At 44.5% G+C, this 18018-nt stretch carries 20 protein-coding genes; 10 read left to right on the top strand and 10 right to left on the bottom strand.

All coding sequences use genetic code 11. The annotated features are described in order from the left end of the window. Nucleotides 1-75: 75 nt before the first annotated feature. Complete coding sequence (gene malF / locus C1S74_RS24570) at nt 76-1650, top strand: maltose ABC transporter permease MalF (RefSeq protein ID WP_045398552.1); 1575 nt, start codon at nt 76-78, stop codon at nt 1648-1650. Between the two features lie 12 nt (nt 1651-1662). Further along, nucleotides 1663-2553 (top strand): maltose ABC transporter permease MalG, encoded by an 891-nt coding sequence (gene malG, locus C1S74_RS24565; RefSeq protein ID WP_020194055.1) that lies wholly within the window; start codon nt 1663-1665, stop codon nt 2551-2553. 374 nt (nt 2554-2927) lie between these two features. On the opposite strand, the gene C1S74_RS24560 is transcribed toward malG, so the two are convergent. From C1S74_RS24560 to C1S74_RS24550, 3 genes are all read right to left on the bottom strand, one after another. Then, entirely contained in the window at nt 2928-3173 is a 246-nt protein-coding gene (locus tag C1S74_RS24560; RefSeq protein ID WP_038877777.1) for a hypothetical protein, read from the bottom strand. Between the two features lie 159 nt (nt 3174-3332). Further along, entirely contained in the window at nt 3333-3818 is a 486-nt protein-coding gene (locus C1S74_RS24555) for an acyl-CoA thioesterase (protein ID WP_038867221.1), read from the bottom strand. A 166-nt stretch (nt 3819-3984) separates the two neighbouring features. Beyond that, nucleotides 3985-4890 (bottom strand): DMT family transporter, encoded by a 906-nt coding sequence (locus C1S74_RS24550; RefSeq protein WP_045398551.1) that lies wholly within the window; start codon nt 4888-4890, stop codon nt 3985-3987. A gap of 98 nt (nt 4891-4988) precedes the next feature. On the opposite strand from C1S74_RS24550, the gene C1S74_RS24545 reads away from it, so the two are divergent. Continuing rightward, complete coding sequence (locus tag C1S74_RS24545; protein WP_045398549.1) at nt 4989-5777, top strand: AraC family transcriptional regulator; 789 nt, start codon at nt 4989-4991, stop codon at nt 5775-5777. On the opposite strand, the gene C1S74_RS24540 is transcribed toward C1S74_RS24545, so the two are convergent. Continuing rightward, nucleotides 5772-6689: a M14 family metallopeptidase gene (locus tag C1S74_RS24540; protein WP_045398547.1), complete on the bottom strand. Its 918-nt coding sequence runs from the start codon at nt 6687-6689 to the stop codon at nt 5772-5774. The genes C1S74_RS24545 and C1S74_RS24540 overlap by 6 nt on opposite strands. A 173-nt stretch (nt 6690-6862) precedes the next feature. Here C1S74_RS24540 and C1S74_RS24535 point away from each other — a divergent pair, with 173 nt between their 5' ends. Next, nucleotides 6863-7771: a DUF808 domain-containing protein gene (locus tag C1S74_RS24535; RefSeq protein WP_045398546.1), complete on the top strand. Its 909-nt coding sequence runs from the start codon at nt 6863-6865 to the stop codon at nt 7769-7771. A 104-nt stretch (nt 7772-7875) separates the two neighbouring features. Here the strand turns inward: C1S74_RS24535 and pyrC are convergent, their stop codons facing one another. Together pyrC and C1S74_RS24520 are read right to left on the bottom strand one after the other, a co-directional pair. Continuing rightward, nucleotides 7876-8904: a dihydroorotase gene (pyrC, locus tag C1S74_RS24530; RefSeq protein ID WP_045398544.1), complete on the bottom strand. Its 1029-nt coding sequence runs from the start codon at nt 8902-8904 to the stop codon at nt 7876-7878. Between the two features lie 155 nt (nt 8905-9059). Then, on the bottom strand, nt 9060-9224 hold the full coding sequence (locus C1S74_RS24520; RefSeq protein WP_005453437.1) for a YqaE/Pmp3 family membrane protein: 165 nt from the start codon (nt 9222-9224) through the stop codon (nt 9060-9062). 274 nt (nt 9225-9498) lie between these two features. Between C1S74_RS24520 and C1S74_RS24515 the strand changes: the two genes are divergently transcribed. Then, nucleotides 9499-11316, top strand: a complete 1818-nt coding sequence (locus C1S74_RS24515) for a hybrid-cluster NAD(P)-dependent oxidoreductase (RefSeq protein WP_045398543.1) — start codon at nt 9499-9501, stop codon at nt 11314-11316. Nucleotides 11317-11427: 111 nt separating this feature from the next. Here C1S74_RS24515 and nadE read toward each other — a convergent pair whose 3' ends face one another. Next, nucleotides 11428-12258, bottom strand: coding sequence for an ammonia-dependent NAD(+) synthetase (nadE, locus tag C1S74_RS24510; RefSeq protein WP_045398541.1), 831 nt, complete (start codon nt 12256-12258; stop codon nt 11428-11430). 210 nt (nt 12259-12468) lie between these two features. Between nadE and C1S74_RS24505 the strand changes: the two genes are divergently transcribed. Both C1S74_RS24505 and C1S74_RS24500 read left to right on the top strand, forming a co-directional pair. Continuing rightward, nucleotides 12469-12990 (top strand): nicotinate-nicotinamide nucleotide adenylyltransferase, encoded by a 522-nt coding sequence (locus tag C1S74_RS24505; RefSeq protein ID WP_045398539.1) that lies wholly within the window; start codon nt 12469-12471, stop codon nt 12988-12990. A gap of 26 nt (nt 12991-13016) precedes the next feature. Then, nucleotides 13017-13499, top strand: a complete 483-nt coding sequence (locus C1S74_RS24500; protein ID WP_045398538.1) for a hypothetical protein — start codon at nt 13017-13019, stop codon at nt 13497-13499. A 67-nt stretch (nt 13500-13566) separates the two neighbouring features. Here the strand turns inward: C1S74_RS24500 and C1S74_RS24495 are convergent, their stop codons facing one another. Then, complete coding sequence (locus tag C1S74_RS24495; protein WP_045398536.1) at nt 13567-14175, bottom strand: cupin domain-containing protein; 609 nt, start codon at nt 14173-14175, stop codon at nt 13567-13569. A gap of 192 nt (nt 14176-14367) precedes the next feature. Between C1S74_RS24495 and C1S74_RS24490 the strand changes: the two genes are divergently transcribed. Further along, entirely contained in the window at nt 14368-15474 is a 1107-nt protein-coding gene (locus tag C1S74_RS24490; RefSeq protein ID WP_045398535.1) for a 1-acyl-sn-glycerol-3-phosphate acyltransferase, read from the top strand. Between the two features lie 104 nt (nt 15475-15578). On the opposite strand, the gene C1S74_RS24485 is transcribed toward C1S74_RS24490, so the two are convergent. After that, entirely contained in the window at nt 15579-16178 is a 600-nt protein-coding gene (locus tag C1S74_RS24485; protein WP_045398533.1) for a leucine-rich repeat domain-containing protein, read from the bottom strand. A gap of 146 nt (nt 16179-16324) precedes the next feature. On the opposite strand from C1S74_RS24485, the gene C1S74_RS24480 reads away from it, so the two are divergent. Then, complete coding sequence (locus C1S74_RS24480; RefSeq protein ID WP_045398532.1) at nt 16325-16597, top strand: YnjH family protein; 273 nt, start codon at nt 16325-16327, stop codon at nt 16595-16597. Between the two features lie 76 nt (nt 16598-16673). On the opposite strand, the gene C1S74_RS24475 is transcribed toward C1S74_RS24480, so the two are convergent. Continuing rightward, complete coding sequence (locus tag C1S74_RS24475; protein ID WP_039975028.1) at nt 16674-16973, bottom strand: YfcZ/YiiS family protein; 300 nt, start codon at nt 16971-16973, stop codon at nt 16674-16676. 527 nt (nt 16974-17500) lie between these two features. Between C1S74_RS24475 and C1S74_RS24470 the strand changes: the two genes are divergently transcribed. After that, nucleotides 17501-17962 carry a TetR/AcrR family transcriptional regulator gene (locus C1S74_RS24470; protein ID WP_038867249.1) on the top strand — a complete coding sequence of 154 codons (462 nt, stop codon included), beginning with the start codon at nt 17501-17503 and terminating at the stop codon, nt 17960-17962. The last annotated feature ends 56 nt before the right edge of the window (nt 17963-18018 follow it).

Raw genomic sequence — 18018 nt, 5'->3', positions numbered from 1 at the left:
TAATACCCTTTTTAAGGAGGGGGCAACCTCTCCTTACTTTTCTACTTTTATCCTATATTCGCTAGCAGGTTCCCTATGCAGTCAGTTCAAGGTACAAATGCTATGACAGCACCAGAAGCCAGCCTTCCGAGCAGCAAAAAAGTGTTTATCAAGTGGGCACTATTAGGCACAGTCGGCATTATCAATGGCTACGCAACAATCCTTATGTATTCTCGTGGTGAGATTGCGTTTGCACTCCTTACGCTCATTCTTACCGGTTTAGCGCTATTTATTTTTGGTAGTAAAAAGACCTACGCTCATCGCTATATCTACCCAGGTATTGCGGGGATGATCTTATTCATCCTTTTCCCTTTGGCTTATACCATAGGTCTCGCATTCACTAACTACAGCGCAAAAAACCAACTCTCTTTTGACCGTGCGCAGACCGTTTTAATGGACAGAACGTACCAAAGTGGTGATAGCTACCCGTTCACTCTGTACAAAACTGAGCAGGGTCATCAAATTGTAGTGAAGAAAGGTGAAGCGCTTTTAGCAACACCAACCTTTGAATTGCAAGGCTTCTCTGCGACAGACTTAGATTTAGCGCCAATCACAGAAACGACGGGCGATAAAGAACCGATTAAAACGATCGTTAAAAACCGCAGTGCTTTGAGTGGTGTTGATTTACACCTGCCAAACGGCGATGACATCCGTATGAGCGGTCTTCGTAAGTTTGCGGCTGTTGTTCCGCTTTACACGCTGCAAGACGATGGTGAGACGCTATACAACAATCGTACCCAAGAGACACTACGTCCAAATATGGATGTGGGTTACTACCAACCAGTAGACGAAAATGGTCAGTTTGTTGGTAACACGGTTTCTCCAGGTTTCGTGGTAAACATCGGTACGCACAACTTTGAACGTGTTTGGAAAGATGATGGCATCAAAGAGCCGTTCATCAGCATCTTTATCTGGACGATTGTTTTCTCTGCGTTGACCGTTGTTTGTACACTGGTTATCGGTCTAGTACTTGCAAGTGTCGTTCAGTGGGAAGCCTTGAAAGGCCGCTCTGCATACCGATTACTGCTTATTCTTCCGTATGCGGTACCAGCGTTTATCTCTATCTTGATCTTTAAAGGTCTCTTCAACCAGAGCTTTGGTGAGATCAACATGTTGTTAGAAGGGTTGTTTGGTATTAGCCCTGCGTGGTTCTCTGACCCATTCATGGCGAAAACCATGATCCTAGTGGTTAACACATGGTTAGGTTTCCCTTACATGATGATTCTTTGCATGGGTCTACTAAAAGCCATTCCTGAAGACCTCTATGAAGCATCAGCTATTGATGGCGCAAACTTCATCACCAACTTTACTCGCATCACGCTACCGATGATGCTTAAGCCACTAACGCCATTGCTGATCGCTAGCTTCGCGTTTAACTTCAACAACTTTGTACTTATCCAGCTATTGACGGGTGGTGGTCCTAACATGATTGGCACATCGGAGCCGGCAGGTTACACGGACTTACTTGTAAGCTACACGTACCGCATTGCATTTGAAGGCGCTGGCGGTCAAGACTTCGGTCTAGCAAGTGCGGTTGCAACGCTTATCTTCCTATTGGTTGGCGCGCTAGCACTATTGAACCTACGTGTTACTAAAGTAGCTCAGGATTAAGGAGACAGAACAATGGCAATGGTACAAGGCAAGTCATTAAAATATCGTGTTTGGGCTACGCATATCGCAATGTGGGCGTTCTTAGCGCTGATTATCTTCCCTCTACTGATGATCATCGCGATCTCATTCCGTGAAGGTAACTTTGCAACGGGTAGCCTTATCCCAGACAACCCGACGCTAGACCACTGGAAATTAGCGCTAGGCATATCAGTTACAAACGCAGATGGGTCGGTTACACCGCCTCCATTCCCAGTCATGACTTGGCTGTGGAACTCAGTAAAAGTTGGTGGTATTTCAGCTATCTTGATTGTGGCTCTGTCGACCACTTCAGCGTACGCGTTTGCTCGTATGAAGTTCAAAGGTAAGAACACTATCCTGAAAGCGATGATGATCTTCCAAATGTTCCCAGCGGTATTGGCATTGGTTGCACTATACGCATTGTTTGACAAACTAGGTCAGTACATCCCGTTCCTAGGATTGAACACGCATGGTGGTTTGATCTTCGCTTACTTAGGCGGTATCGCTCTTCACGTATGGACAATCAAAGGCTACTTTGAAAGCATCGATTCTTCATTAGAAGAAGCAGCAGCGCTCGATGGTGCAACGCCTTGGCAGGCATTCCGTCTGGTACTGCTTCCACTGTCAGTGCCAATTCTTGCGGTAGTGTTTATCTTGTCATTTATCATGGTGATAGGCGAAGTTCCGGTAGCATCACTACTGCTATCTGATGTAAACTCGTACACTCTTGCGGTTGGTATGCAGCAGTACTTGTACCCTCAGAACTACTTATGGGGCGACTTTGCAGCAGCAGCAGTGCTTTCAGCTGTACCAATCACAGCGGTATTCTTACTGGCGCAACGCTGGCTTGTTGGTGGTCTAACGGCTGGTGGTGTGAAAGGTTAATCTTGGTTGGTCACTAAGATACAAAAGAATAACTAGAAAAGGGCGACCATTAGGTCGCCCTTATATTTAGCAATCGATATTACACTTTTGGTTTGGCCGCCGATCAGTAATATCTCGCTTTAATTGGCGTTACGCATAGCTGGCTGTTAGCTTAGTTCCTTACGCTTTAATCACTAACAGTTTCTTGTAACCATAACCTGAGTCTTGACTCAGGTTTTTTTATGCCCGTCGTTCACGAGGTTTATTTTCTTAATGCAGGTAGAGATTAGCGGCTTTGCAATGGATTACACAGTTGAGCTGGAATGCCATGCGTATCACTTCACATAAATAATCTGTGGGTATTTTCGAAAGGGCAATCAGGGAGTTGGGAGAGATTAAAACTCTCGGCTTGAAGGAGCACAACCTACGTATTGGAGCAAGGTATATAAGCTCTCTTGTTGCAGCGCAACGCGACGAAATAAATCAGCAAAAGTAGAGTCACCACCAAAGCAAGCTTGAATGTAATGATTAATCTCTGTTTCGTTATATCCTTCGACATACATCGTTCTTACCCATTGGTATTCAACGGCTTTCAAATTAGTGAGTGTGTCTTCGCTTAATGTGGTCTCTTTCAATCTCAAGATCCAAACTCTATCCAATAGCAAAATTGTGCTTGGATTTAAGCAAATCAAAGTGAAAGATTTATGACAATTTGACGCTTGTGTGAAGCGAATGACGCAACCATGATATTGCTTCACACAGCAAGGGGGCAAACGCTTACTTTTGTTGAGCGACGTGAGTTATTTGAGATACTTAACGTGCGCTTCCATCTCTTCACCAATTTGCTTACGCATGTTCATCAAGCGAATAGCCGATTGTTCTAGTGCTTTGTCTTCATCCGACTCAGGAATCCACTTTGGTACATCGGTCGGTTTACCGTCTTCATCAACAGCAACCATGATAACGATACAATGTGTCGTAAGGCGGTTTTTTAACTCTTTGGGATCGCAGGCTTGTACATCGATAGCAATGTGCATTGAACTGCGTCCTGTGTAGATAACTTTGGCACTGACTTCGACTAAGTTACCGACATGAATCGGCGCGACGAAGCGAATTCCGCCTGCGTATGCAGTAATACAGTACTTACCACTCCAAGCGGCGCTGCATGCGTAGGCTGCCAAATCGATCCATTTCATCACGGCACCACCGTGTACTTTGCCACCGAAGTTTACGTCTCCAGGTTCAGCAAGAAAACGAAGGGTAATATCTCTTTGACCACTGCTCATCTGTCATTCCTTTATTGTTGTCGTTGTTATTAGACTCAATGTATCAGCAAGGAATTCATTCTGGAATAGGAGACGCAACAAAATATTAACTTTTCTGTCAGCTTGAGCAGTAAAAGGTGCGGAGCACAAAAAAGCCACGGAAGATACCGTGGCTTGAGGGATTGAATTACGATGTCGCAGGCGGTAAATCTGGGCTTGGCGATTGCACCTTCTTTCGAATCTTAACCTGCGACAAGATAACGCCAGAGATAACCAGCATGCCGCCAATAATGTGGTACACATGGACTTCTTCGCCGAGCATAGTCGAAGCCAAAGCTACCGAGACCACAGGCATCAGGTTCATGAACATGGCACTAGAATCCGCGCCAATCAAATCAATTGCTTTCACCCACATCAATGGGGCAAAGATAGACGCCGCAATACCCGCGTAAGCAATGAGAGGTAGTGCGCTTTGGCTTGGAAGTAACTGGTCGCTGCTAAGCCAAAGTGGGGTAAGCATTATCAGCGTGAAAAAGCCCTGCATGTAAACCAGAGTCATACTGTTGAATGGCATTTTCCAACGCTTAAGTAACACGCAGTAAATCGCGTAACAAAGTGCAGCAAGAAGCATTAAGCTGTCACCTTGGGTCATGTCTTGATGTAGAAAATAGGTAATATCACCATGTCCGAGCATAAACGCTAAGCCAGCTAGAGAAATGACACCGCCTGCCACGCTCAACATCGAGATAGATTTACCAAGTAAAGGTACGCTCAAAAATACGCTTATAAGTGGCACCAAAGATGTGATTAGCGCCATATTGGAAGCCGTGGTAGTCAAGCCTGCGTAGTAGCCTAACGATTGGTTTAACACCATTCCGAGCAGAGCAAGGCAAGCTAGCTTCGCCATGTAAGGACGAATGATATGTCGTTGGCGGATGACGGCGGGTAGGCAGAAAGGGGTGAGAAGCGCCATAGCAACGAACCAACGATAGAAGCTCATTGCACTTGGTTCGATTGCACTTGCTGCCATTTTATTTACGATGGAATTCCCACCCCAAATCATGACAGTAAAAAACGGAAGCAAATAAACCATGAGAACCCCATCGCACAATAATTGATGGCGCTAGTCTGACAGGTCTTTATAATGAAAAGTATCTCTGTAAAGACATAGTAAGCGATAGGAAGACAATTTTGAAAAAGAGTACGAGGAATCTTCATCCATCATTATCAATTGACCGGGCTCCATCAGACGTATTTATGAATTTCGAAGCGTTCTTGTCGAATACGGAAACTCGAATACACAGCCACCCTTGGGGACAAGTTCAATTGATCAGTGGTGGGATTCTTGAGATGGATGCGGAAGACACGCGCTTTCTTGCTCCGCCACATTTGGCTATTTGGGTTCCTGCTGGGATCCGTCATACCAGTTATAACCGTAAACCTCTTGAGTATTGTTCGCTTAATATTGCGCCTGAACTGACTCAACATTTTCCGCTTAAAACCAGCTTAATCAAAGTAACGCCAATAGTATCCTCCATTATTGAAGATTTCCGCCAGCGAGATATCAACGTTGCTGACAGTGTCGAGGATAAACGCTTAGTTCAGGTCTTACTTGATCAGTTAGCGAAACAAGAGGTCGAGCATCACTTTTTGCCAACCACAGACAACAAATACTTAGAGCCGATTTTGAAAGCGGTCGAAGAAGCACCAACGGATGAAATTAGCCTAGGTGAGTGGGCTGAAAAGGTGCACACGACAGAGCGAACGTTAGCGCGCCATTGCCAAAGCGAACTTGGCATGAGCTTTACCGAGTGGCGATTACGCGTGCGTTATTTGTATTCAATGGAGTTGTTGCGTAAAGGTCAGACGGTGAAAGAGGTGGCGTTGACGTTGGGCTATAACCAAGCCAGTCCTTTTATTGCAATGTTCAAGAAATACTCCGGCATCACACCGGAGCAATATAAGAACCGCTTGTTATAGCTGAGCGAGAACGTAGTCTAAACCGCCTACAACTGCTGCAACTTGAGCATCGTTACACTCTTCATCAGTCACTTTCGGGCTGTCTGGGTAAACTTCCGTAGTGGTGCCGTAAGTGCAGTTGGTTACACCGCCACACAAACCCAGTTTCACCATTGGGTAATTAATCACACCAAATTGCACCACTGGCGAGCCAATGATTTCACCTTTATCGTCAGCAGGTGCAATGTGCGTTACTTTCGCTACTGACTCGATGACTGCTTTTTGGAACTCAGGTTGCGGGTTTTCTGTATCACCGACTGTGTAGAAACCGTCTGGGATCATGCCTTCGATGTATTCAAGACCGTCACGCGCCGCAAGTGCAGGGCGGAATTCAGTTTCATCAGAATCGGTGGTTTCGTGCAGGTCGATGTGCATCAGAACATCACCAAGAGTGGCAACGAGCTTGATCAGATTAGCCGACTCTTCCGCAGGGCTGTCTGCGTAGAAAGAGCGGTTTGGATCGATTGCATTTAGGTTCCAGCGGTTAATCACTTCGTAACCCCATGGGCTGACGCATGGCGCAACAACAATATTGAAGTGCTCTGCATAACGTTCTGCCTGTGTATCCGCAAACTTCAGCGCACCATGTACGCCACTTGTCTCGTAGCCGTGTACACCGCCAGTCACTAGAACAACAGGCTTTGCTGCATCCCAGTTGCGAGTCTTGATACAAAACAGAGGGAAGCGTGCTTCATCGTAAGAAAGTGCGCCGTATTGCTCAACATCAAAACGCTCGCGCAGTCCGTCAATCTTTGTCACGACTTCTTCTTGGTAGCTACGTTTTACATCACGTTGTTCACTCCAAGCTTTACGCTCTGCTTCGCCCCATGGCTGACCTAGGGTACCGATTGGGTAAGTGTATCCGCTTTTCATCTATACTTTTCTTTTGTGTGCTTGAAAGGTAAGACAAGACTAGTCCTGTCTCAAATCCACATCAACACAAAACACAATTTGTGACCTTATTCTTTGCAAAATCATAACTTTGCTGAGTGATTTAATGGTGTTACATTTTGTTACCTGTTCAATTCTATAAAAGAGACAAATAAATGGCTGGAGCAAGCTTACTAACACTGTTGGATGACATTGCAGCTGTATTGGATGATGTCGCATTGATGTCAAAGGTAGCGGCGAAAAAGACCGCTGGTGTATTGGGCGACGATTTAGCGCTAAACGCGCAGCAAGTATCGGGTGTTGCTGCCGAACGAGAAATTCCAGTGGTATGGGCGGTCGCGAAAGGTTCATTTAAAAACAAGCTAATACTGGTGCCTGCGGCGTTGCTCATTAGTGCGTTTATTCCTTGGTTGATCATGCCGTTACTCTTGATTGGTGGTTTGTTTCTCTGTTTTGAGGGCGCTGAGAAGATCTTAGAGAAACTGTTCCCTCACGCTCATGAGCATGAAGATCACGCGGAAGAGTCCTCTGATACGGGGGAATCCGTGGAAGAGTATGAAAAGAGAAAAGTGGCAGGCGCGATTCGTACGGACTTTATCTTGTCTGCGGAAATCATCGTAATTGCACTGGGTACAGTAACGGGCTCTAGCATCGTGACTCAGATTCTTGTCGTAAGCTTAATTGCCGTATTGATGACCATTGGTGTCTACGGTTTAGTGGCTGGTATTGTTAAGCTCGATGATTTGGGCTTCTATCTAGAGCGTAAATCCAATGGCGAAGGTCTGAAAGCCAAACTCGGTGGCACGTTAGTAGCGTTCGCACCGAAATTGATGAAGATGCTTGCGATTGTTGGTACTGCAGCAATGTTCTTGGTTGGCGGCGGAATTGTTGTTCATAATGTACCTGCGATTCATCATCTGATTGAACCTATCATTATGGACTTCCGTGGTCACACGATTGCAACGGCGATCGTACCGACACTGCTTAACGGTGTGATTGGTGTCATTGCTGGTTTGATTGTGGTTGCTGTTTGGACGGTTGTTGAAAAAATTCGCGGTAAATAAGCGCGAGTTTAGTATTTTGAGGCTGTACTGAAGCCAAAAGAAAAGGGTCATGCCTTTCCATATCGAATATGACGGCATGACCCTTTTTCATGTCTTTAGGGTGATTACTTCACTTCCCACTCAATTTTTTCATTTGCACGGATTGGCACAACGATGTCGCTGCCAAATGGCATCGTTTCTGGTACATCCCACGCTGCTTTTTCTAGCGTGACTGTATCTGTGTTACGAGCGATGCCGTAAAAATCAGGGCCATTCAAGCTTGCGAATGCTTCTAGGTTTTCTAGCTTGCCTTCATTCTCAAAGACTTCTGCGTAAAGTTCTAGTGCTGCGTGTGCAGTGTAAGACCCTGCGCAACCACAAGCCGACTCTTTTGCGCCTTTTGCGTGTGGTGCTGAATCCGTACCTAGGAAGAATTTCTTGCTGCCGCTTGTTGCTGCTTCTATAAGCGCTTGTTGGTGGGTATTACGTTTAAGAATTGGCAGGCAGTAGAAGTGTGGCTTAATGCCGCCGACTAGCATGTGGTTACGGTTGAACAGCAGGTGGTGAGCGGTGATAGTTGCTGCAACGTTGTCAGAAGCGTTGTTTACGAAATTAGCCGCATCCGCAGTCGTGATGTGCTCAAGAACGATTTTTAGGTTAGGGAAGTCGTTGACGATAGGAGCAAGAACCGTATCAAGGAATTCCTTCTCACGGTCGAAGATATCAACGTGATTGTGTGTTACTTCTCCGTGAACCAAAAGAAGCATGCCAACTTCTTCCATCGCTTCGAATACATGGTAGATATTTTTTGCGTCTGTTACACCTGAGTCTGAGTTCGTCGTTGCGCCTGCTGGATATAGCTTAGCAGCAACGATGTGACCGCTGGCCTTTGCTTTGCGGATTTCGTCAGGCGTTGTGTTGTCTGTCAGGTAAAGCGCCATAAGTGGTTCGAACTGCTCGCCGTGTTGCTCAGCAAGAATACGATCACGGTAGGCTAGCGCCATGTCAGTATTGGTAACAGGTGGGACGGTGTTTGGCATGATCAGTGCACGACCGTTATAACGGCTAATATCGCGAACGGTATCTTTTAGAACTTCACCATCGCGTAAGTGAACGTGCCAGTCGTCAGGACGTGTAATAGTCAGTGTTGTCATTAATTGCTCCCACCATTAAAAAAGTTGTGATTGGAGCCTAAACGCTGCATTTACCTCAAGAGCAAACGCTTGCGCTTAGGCGACAGGATGATAGTGGAATTGCAGTTCCATTTCATCCCATTTTTCACATTTCTTTACGATAGGAGCTCAATTGGTTACTTCATCGTCAACCAAAGAGCATGAATCGTACCTGGTAGGAAGAAGAAGAAAGTAAGGATCAGGTTGATGAAGAAGTCTTTTTCTAGACCTTTTTCCATGTAAACCGCCACTGGTGGAAGGAAGATACAAAGTAGAATTAGAATCAGTTTGTTAGTATCCATGGTCTATGCTCCGGATAGGTTATTTATAGGTGTCAAAAAGTTGGCGAATTATGTGCTCAATGTCACATCTTGGCAATCCTAGTTTCGTCAATACTGTGCAAAGTTATTGGACTTTGTTCATAAAATGCGATGCACTGACGTACATCCTAGGGAGCAAAAGTGACTGTCCAGTGAATATACCGCATATAAGTTGAAGTTTTATAGGCACTTGGGTCACAGAGCTTATGAAGATATGATAGTCCAATAATGAGAAAGTACCTGTAGGAAGAAGGCTATGTCGCAATCAGTTTTGTCCCAAATTAATGTTTTTCCAGTCAAATCCGTCGGAGGTGTTGCCTTATCTTCCGCTTGGGTAGAAAAACAAGGATTGAGTTTTGATCGTCGATTTATGATTGCGACGTCAGATGGCTCAATGGTGACCGCTCGAAAATTCCCGCAAATGGTGACCATTAAGTCAGCGTTGTTGCCCGATGGCGTGGTGTTTACCAGTCTTGGTGAAGAGCCACTAAAGATTCGCTATCAAGATTTCAAAATGCAGGAAGCACCTGCAACGGTTTGGAAAGACAGTTTTACGGCATATACCACCACGGATGAAGCGGACGATTGGTTCAGCAAAGTATTAGGTTTGCGAGTCGAACTGTTGTTTACTGGTGAACAATCGAATCGAGTTCGAGAAAAACTCGGTCACAATGTTAGCTTTGCGGATGGTTATCCGGTGCTTGTTATCAGTGAAGCGTCACTGGAAGAGTTAAATCGCAGAAGTTCTGAACAGCACTCAATGGATCAATTCAGAACCAACCTAGTGGTATCCGATACCAAGCCATTTGAAGAAGACTCATGGAAACGTATTCGCATTGGTGAAGTCGAATTTGAATCTGTAAAACCCTGTGAGCGTTGCATCCTAACCACCGTTAACACTCAACGCGGTACATTCCGAGAAAGCAAAGAGCCACTCAAAACACTGCAAGAGTTCCGTGCGAATGAGCGTGGCGGTGTGTTCTTTGGCCAAAACCTTGTTGCTCTTAATGAAGGCATTATTCGTTCTGGTGACAAAGTCGAAGTGCTGGAATACAAAGAGCCAGAGTTCTATCCGGATAACTCTCCTCATCGAATGACGCTCACTTGTGTTGAACGAGAAGAGATTGCGCGCGACTTCGTAACCTTATGGCTTGAGCCAAGTAAAGGTCAGTTACCAAAGTACTTACCAGGTCAGCATTTACCTATCGAAGTGGATATAGAAGGTAAGAAAGTAGGGCGTCGTTATACGCTGTCATCGAGCCCTTCTCGCCCGGGGCGCTACGCAATTTCGGTCAAGCGTGTTTCTGGTGGTCGCGTTTCTAATGCACTTCTCGACAACTTACAAGTGGGTGATGTGCTTGAAGCTGAAACGCCAGATGGCCAATTCCACCTAAAAGAGCATTCAGTTCAACCTCTACTCTTGTTGTCTGCTGGTAGCGGCGTAACCCCAATGCTGTCGATGGTTCGTTACTTGGCTGATCACAACCAACTCGATGATGTGGTGTTCTACCATCAGTGCAGCAGCGAGATTGATATTCCATGTAAAGATGAGCTCGATGAACTAAAACGTCAGTATCCGGGGTTAGATGTGAAGATTTGCTTAACTCAGCCCGCAGTGGATTGGTTTGGCCTGAAAGGACGCATTAGCCTGTCTCATATCAAGCAGATCAAAGACGTTGAGCAGCGACAGGTGTTTGTTTGTGGTCCTGATGGTTTTATGCAAAAGGCGAAAAACCTCCTATTCAAGAAAGGGCTACCGGAAGATAACTATCATCAAGAAGCATTCGGCGTTGCGGCTACCACAGCCAAGCCAGAGAAAAGTGTTGAGATTGAATTCAACGGCTTTAAGTTGATGGGAAACAACCAGCAGACATTGCTTGAACAAGTTGAAAATGCAGGCAAAAGCATTAGCAACAGCTGTCGAGCAGGCTTGTGTGGCGCTTGTAAGGTTCAAATGGAATCAGGGCAGGTTGATCATCCGGATGTCCCTGCGATAAGCGCTGAGGAGCGTGCGATGGGTAAAGTGCTCGCATGTTGCGCTATTCCGCAGACGGACGTGACACTCACAGACTAATTGCCATAAAGACGGATCGCAACCAGTAAAAAAACGCCGCTAACGTAGCGGCGTTTTTTATCTATCTCAGAGCGGTTTCAGAAACGAGTCGCTCAGAAATAAAATTGCAATTTAGTCGTAGATCGTTGGGATCGGCTGACGTTTGTGCTGAGTGGCCTTGTAAATTGACACCAGACGGTCACTCACTTGTTCCGAAACAGGTTTGCCTTCTAAGAAGTCGTCAATCTGTTCGTAAGAGAGATTCAGTGCGTCTTCATCTGCTTTTTGAGGATCAAGTTCTTCTAAATCTGCAGTCGGTACTTTCTTTACTAGTTGTTCCGGTGCACTCAGCGTTGCCGCGACTTCGCGTACTTGACGTTTGCTCAAGCCGAATAGTGGTGCCATATCACAAGCGCCATCACCAAACTTAGTGTAAAAACCGGTAATGTTCTCAGCCGAGTGGTCAGTGCCTAAAACTAGGCCGCCTACGTAGCCTGCGATTTCATATTGAGCAGCCATGCGGGCACGCGCTTTTACGTTACCTTTTACAAAGTCGACTTTTGCAGCGTCAGTTGGCAGAAGGCAAGTACCTTCCAATGCAACATGAGATGCAGAGTGAAGACCATCTACGCCCGCTTTTATGTTTACAGATACAGAATGAGTTGGTTGGATAAAGGCAAGAGCAAGTTGTGCTTCGTCTTCATCCTTTTGCTCACCGTAAGGTAAACGAACGGCGATAAACTGGTAGCTATTGTCGCCAGCTTCTTCGTTCAGTTGGTCCACAGCCAGTTGAGCCAAACGACCACATGTCGTTGAGTCAACGCCACCGCTGATGCCAAGAACAAGAGACTTACAGCCTGCTTCTTGCAATTTACGCTTGATAAAAGCGACACGGCGCTCGATTTCGAAATGCGGGTCGATTGATGGGAGAACTCGCATTTCATCGCGGATGGATTGTTCCATTTCGGGTTCCTTTTCCTGCAAATACATCAGACACTAAATTAGTCGGAATGTGTTCATACTTAGGCCTACGTTTATTGTTCACAATTGGCGGGAAAGTGTTCAATTGATGCTCATAAACGTCGCATTAGTGTCAAAAAACTCTAAAGATTAGTAGTATCATACCGAATTCATCGGATTAGAAAACTCTCTTCAACCAGGTAATCACCGGATATGAAAAAAATCGCCGTTTTTGGTAGCGCATTTAACCCACCAAGCTTAGGGCATAAAAGCGTGATCGAGTCCTTAAGTCACTTCGACCTCGTGCTTCTGGAGCCTAGTATTGCACATGCTTGGGGCAAAAATATGTTGGATTACCCGATTCGGTGCAAACTGGTTGATGCCTTCATTAAGGACATGGGGCTTTCTAATGTTCAACGCTCAGACCTTGAGCAAGTTTTGTACCAGCCTGGACAAAGTGTGACGACTTTTGCGTTATTAGAAAAAATTCAAGAAATCCACACGCAAGCCGATATAACTTTTGTCATAGGTCCTGATAATTTTTTCAAATTTGCTAAATTTTACAAAGCAGAAGAAATAACCGAACGTTGGACTGTGATGGCGTGTCCTGAAAAAGTCAAAATCAGAAGCACGGACATTCGTAATGCACTGTTAGAGGGTGAAGACATCAGTGCATTCACGACACCAACGGTCAATGAACTATTACTAAGCGAAGGCTTATACAAACAATCGTAATCTGAAAACGAAGAGGTCAGATTTTCATGGTCAGAGTTGTGGTACTTAGTGCATGCGCGCTGCTTGTGGCAACACAGGCTAGCTCTGCTTGTAACTATTTGTCTGATCGTTCCGTCGTGTTTGCTGATAACACCATGCCTATCTGTGAAGATATTTTTGATAGCGTGGGTGTTTTAAGTATGGACACGATCAACTGGTACATTGCTGAAAAGTCGATTGAGGGGCCTACAGAGAGCTATTGGGATCAGTGGGCAATTAAATCGGAAGACACGCCGATTCTTACTCAGAATCTAGAAAGTAACTACTTTGGTCTTGGGCTTTGGATGCCAGAAGAGTTGAGAGACGATGAAAGCAAAATGACAACCGAAGAATGGCTGAAGAGTCATGGGTTAATGTTCAGTATCGGTTTTGGGGACAAAAGTGATGGTGAACCAAGAATGCGCTTCGATTATCGTTGGCACGAATACTACGATGCTGACTGGATGATGCAGATAGAAGTGCCATTCTAAATAATACTTCTTAATCAAAAAGGGCGTACATCATGTACGCCCTTTTTGATTCTAAGTTGGTAGTTGGTTACAGCGCTTCCCCAAACACTAAAAAGCACAACTGTTCGTATTCTTCTTCATTACCTGCAAACAAACGTTCGACGATGTCCACTTGCTTTTTGCCAGACAGTTTCATTTTACGAGCTTCTCTTAGTGTTAGCACCAAACACAACTCGATTGAAATTGGTGATTCGCAACCAGGTTTCCACTGATTGATTAAACTAGTGAGGGGGGTGCCTATCAGTTTTGGTTTTAGTTCCAACACTTCATATTTTGCCACCGTTAATAAATCCAGTTGCTTTTCACTGCGCGTGGTTGTGGTGACCAGTTTATCCATTAGTGCTTTTAAGAGTGCTGTTGGTTTTACAAAGCCGGCTTGTTGAGCAAACTCATCGTTCAAACGCACAGAAAAATCACAACGAGTAGTGCGAGTATTTGGTAAAAAGGTGAGGGAGCTCAAACATCCCTGAGGAATCCAAAAATACTGACCTGGTTCGATGGCATACTCTTGTTTACCCAATTTGATGATCGCCAAACCCTCGACTACTAATAGCAGCGTGTGTTTTAGCGCTTTCTTACGCGCAGCAACATTGAGAAAAGGGTAATTTGCGTCGTGAAATTCAATTGCGTAGTTCATTGTGAATACCAGAGTTCTTGGGGCGCTAAGGGTAACGTTAAACCCTTAGAATGCCAACCGAATAACAGAATTTTTTGCGAATAGAAATTGTAATACGACTGGTATGACCATGTTAAAAGTATGGATTGAAATGCTGCTACTTGGCAAAACAATGCGTAAAATGTGCCAGCTTTTTTTGAAATGAATTGAATAATGACAGCCAATACCGATCCTTATATTGAAATTCGTCCATACAACGACGAAGAGATTCCAGCTGCGCTGGACCGCCTGATCCAAGACGATGAGTTTATCAGCGCGATTTTAGAGCACCGTTTCGCAAATAAAGCGAACTGGTTCAAAACACTCATGAGCCCGATTATCCGCGTCTACTTAAAAGCGAAGTGGAGCAAGCTGGACTCCGTAGAAGCGATTCAACTTGAAGTTAAGAAGTACCTTCAAGATACGTTGAATACGACGACGGATGGTGTGACCTTTTCCGGCTTGGACAAGCTAGATAAAGAAACTTCTTATTTATTTGTGTCTAACCACCGCGATATCGCTATGGATCCTGCGCTTGTTAATTACGGTTTGCATCAGACCGATCATCGCACTGTGCGCATTGCTATCGGTGACAACTTGCTTAAGAAGCCTTGTGCGACAGAGCTCATGAAGCTTAACAAGAGTTTCATTGTAAAACGTTCGGCAAAAGGCCCGAGAGAGATGATGAAAACGCTGGGTCAATTATCTGGCTATATTAAGCACTCTCTTGATACGGGTAACTCAATTTGGATTGCCCAAAAAGAGGGGCGAGCAAAGGATGGGAATGATTTTACCGATCCTGCAATCCTTAAGATGTTCCACGTCGAAGGGCGCAAGCAAAAAATCAGCTTTGGCGAATACACTCGCTCGCTGAAAATCGTTCCAGTTTCTATTTCTTATCAGAATGACCCATGTGACATTGCTAAGGCAAAAGAGCTGTACGAGAAAGCAGAAAACGGTAGCTACGAGAAGGGTGAGTTTGAAGATATCGAGAGTATTATCCAAGGTATCGTAGGCTACAAAGGCAAAGTTCATGTTGCGTTTGGTGATGTGGTTGATCAAGAGTTCGAAACACCTGAAGAACTTGCAAATGAAATTGATCGTCAAATCCATAACAATTACCGAGTGTTCCCGATGAACTTGCTTGCAGCGGGTCGAGAAGACGACACGATCACCGAATTGGTGAAGTCTCAGTTAGCAGAAAAGCTTGAGCAACTGCCAGCTGGCGCACATAGCTATTTAGTCGCAAGCTATGCAAATCCAGTCAATAACCAAGAATAGTCGTGCTTTAGACATATGATTGCCTAGCGTTAACATTGTGAGGAACGGGTAGGATCTTTAGCCGATGTGTTATTTGATTTTTCGCTCGTTCTTCTCACTCTGTTCTAAGGTGCAACGGCGCCACCTAAGGTCAAGTTCGTTGGCCACTTTGATATACGATTCCCACCTAAGAAAATGTTGCCATTGACCGTCATGGTCTCTGGGAATTCGGTGAGTTTTGAACCACTGATATACAAATTCCCCTCTACGACAAGGCCTTCAGGTAATTGAGTTAGCGGCGTTCTAATCACACTCAAGTCCCCCTTCACTCGCAGTCGAGTCGGTAAGCTTTGCAAAGGGGTATCTGTCAAATTTAGGTAACCCCCAAGCTTCACTCCTCGTGGCCAACGTTCGATTTTGCTTCCCAATAGATTTGCATACCCTTTGATCTTAGTCCCTGACCTAATGGTTTTAAGCGAACTGTTGGTGGCCTCCAAGCTACCCCCTACGTCAAGCCCTCTAGGAAGTTTGGTAATCGGGGTTTGCGAGATATTCAAATTACCTTTAACGATGAACCCATCGGGCAACTGAGAATAAGGTTTGTTGCGCAGGTCAACATTGCCGTAGTTGTCTGTATGGCCAAATTTGGAGTAGTAATCGAGCTCGTATGCAGCAGGGCTCGTACTTATGGCCATTAAGGTAAGAAAGAGAGGGAATACACGCATTATCGCTACTTCAACAAAAATTCACGAGAAAAGAATAACGTAAAGCGAGTAGGGCTTCTAGAGCGAGAGATATAAAGAATATGAGATGCTGCCGAGAACCGAAAATGGCTTCTTGTTAGTATGTTATCAAGATAAAGGGGAGAGCCATGGATAAAAAACCGATAGCTTGCATCACCATAAGTATTGTCAGCGTATTACTTTCTGGCTCGGTGATGGCGAAATCTTACAGTACGCCTGAGGCCAAAGCATTGGTTGTGGTAGACGGTAAATTAGGGCAGCGAGTTTGTTACTACGATGATAAAGCCTACACGACTGGAGCGGTACTGAGTGTTGACGGTGTTTTATTGGTCTGTACTGATGAAAATGACTTTGAAACGAATGGCGCGTTAAAGTGGGTGGTATTTAAGCAAGAAAAGTAATGTCACTTATTACAAGAGCGCTAAAAACACAAAAGCGAGCAGAGTGCTCGCTTTTTTACTCTTATAACTTTGATTTTTAACGCGCTAGAGAGCGAGTTTTCAGTTCAAAGATTAGCTTTTCAGCGCTAACTTCAAACTTGAAGCGAGCGGTGAGCTCTTTTGATTCTTCAGTGAGTTCAGAAACGTTGTATTCAACGCCGGCACACACTGTTGTCGCCATTTCGATGTATTTCGCCAACTCAGCTTCTAGTGCTGCTTTAGTTTCTGCGAAAATCGTTACGTCAGCAACATCGTCGCCTTCTTTGATGATAAAACCCATTTCACCAGCGCAACCGCAAGCTTCACAAACTTGGCTTTCTTCTAATTCGACACTCATAACGAATCCTCTTGTAAATACTGTGGGTATTCTATCAGGTATTTGATCTCTATCTACAAAAATGAATGATTTTGGATAAAAAAGGCACAGTATGTTATGTTGTTAACAAGGGGTTAATTAAATTCATTAGAACTTCCTTAATAAAATTAATGTGATATGTATCAATATTTAAAATCAATTAACCTAGATATTCGTGAGATTTTTGTCAGGTGAGTTGAACTGGGGTTCAATTTATAAGACTATTTCCGGATTAATTATTTTTACATAATTATCATTCTTAGCCTGAGAATAGTTTCGATGAATGATTTGGTGCAAGGTTTTGATGGAGTGGACTTTTCGCCATATTTTGAGTCACATGTATTGACAGAAATATCACTGTAAATTGCACGTTACGCAGTGCATTTTAGTTATGATTGACCCTCTAATTTGATGTTAGGGGCGTACAGTACATAATGCTGAGGATGATTTTCATTCTGGCCTCATTTAATTGTGAGTTAGATGGATTTACAAAGAGAAGAGCTTAAAATATGCCAAAGCGTAGTAAAGAAGATACCGAAATCACTATCCAGAAAATCATGGATGCCGTTGTTGATCAGCTTCTAAGACTTGGTTATGACAAAATGTCTTACACCACGTTAAGTCAACAGACAGGTGTATCGCGTACAGGTATTAGCCACCATTTCCCTAAGAAAACGGATTTTACCGCCGCGTTAGACGGTCGTATCTTCAAAATGTTCGTAGAGCATCTAGAGTTTGATAAAGGTCTAGAAGCGTTTTCGAAGAGCTGGATTAAAGCTCTAGAAGATACTGAATTCTTAGCGATCTTGCGTCTATTATTCCACCATATCGTCACTTCAGAAAGTGCACATGAGTTTGCAGCAAACGGTATTGACCGTTTGTACAAAATGGCTGAGAGCCAATTCGGTGCTGGTAGTGACAAAGAGTTAGAGTGGTTAATTGGTCGTTCGTTGATTCAGATGAGCAAATAAAACCAGAATAAAGAAAGCCCCGCATAATGCGGGGCTTTTTCTTATTTAATATATTG

The sequence above is a fragment of the Vibrio hyugaensis genome, assembly GCF_002906655.1.
GTDB classification, from domain to species: Bacteria; Pseudomonadota; Gammaproteobacteria; order Enterobacterales; family Vibrionaceae; genus Vibrio; species Vibrio hyugaensis.
This window is presented reverse-complemented; position numbering and strand designations above follow the sequence as displayed.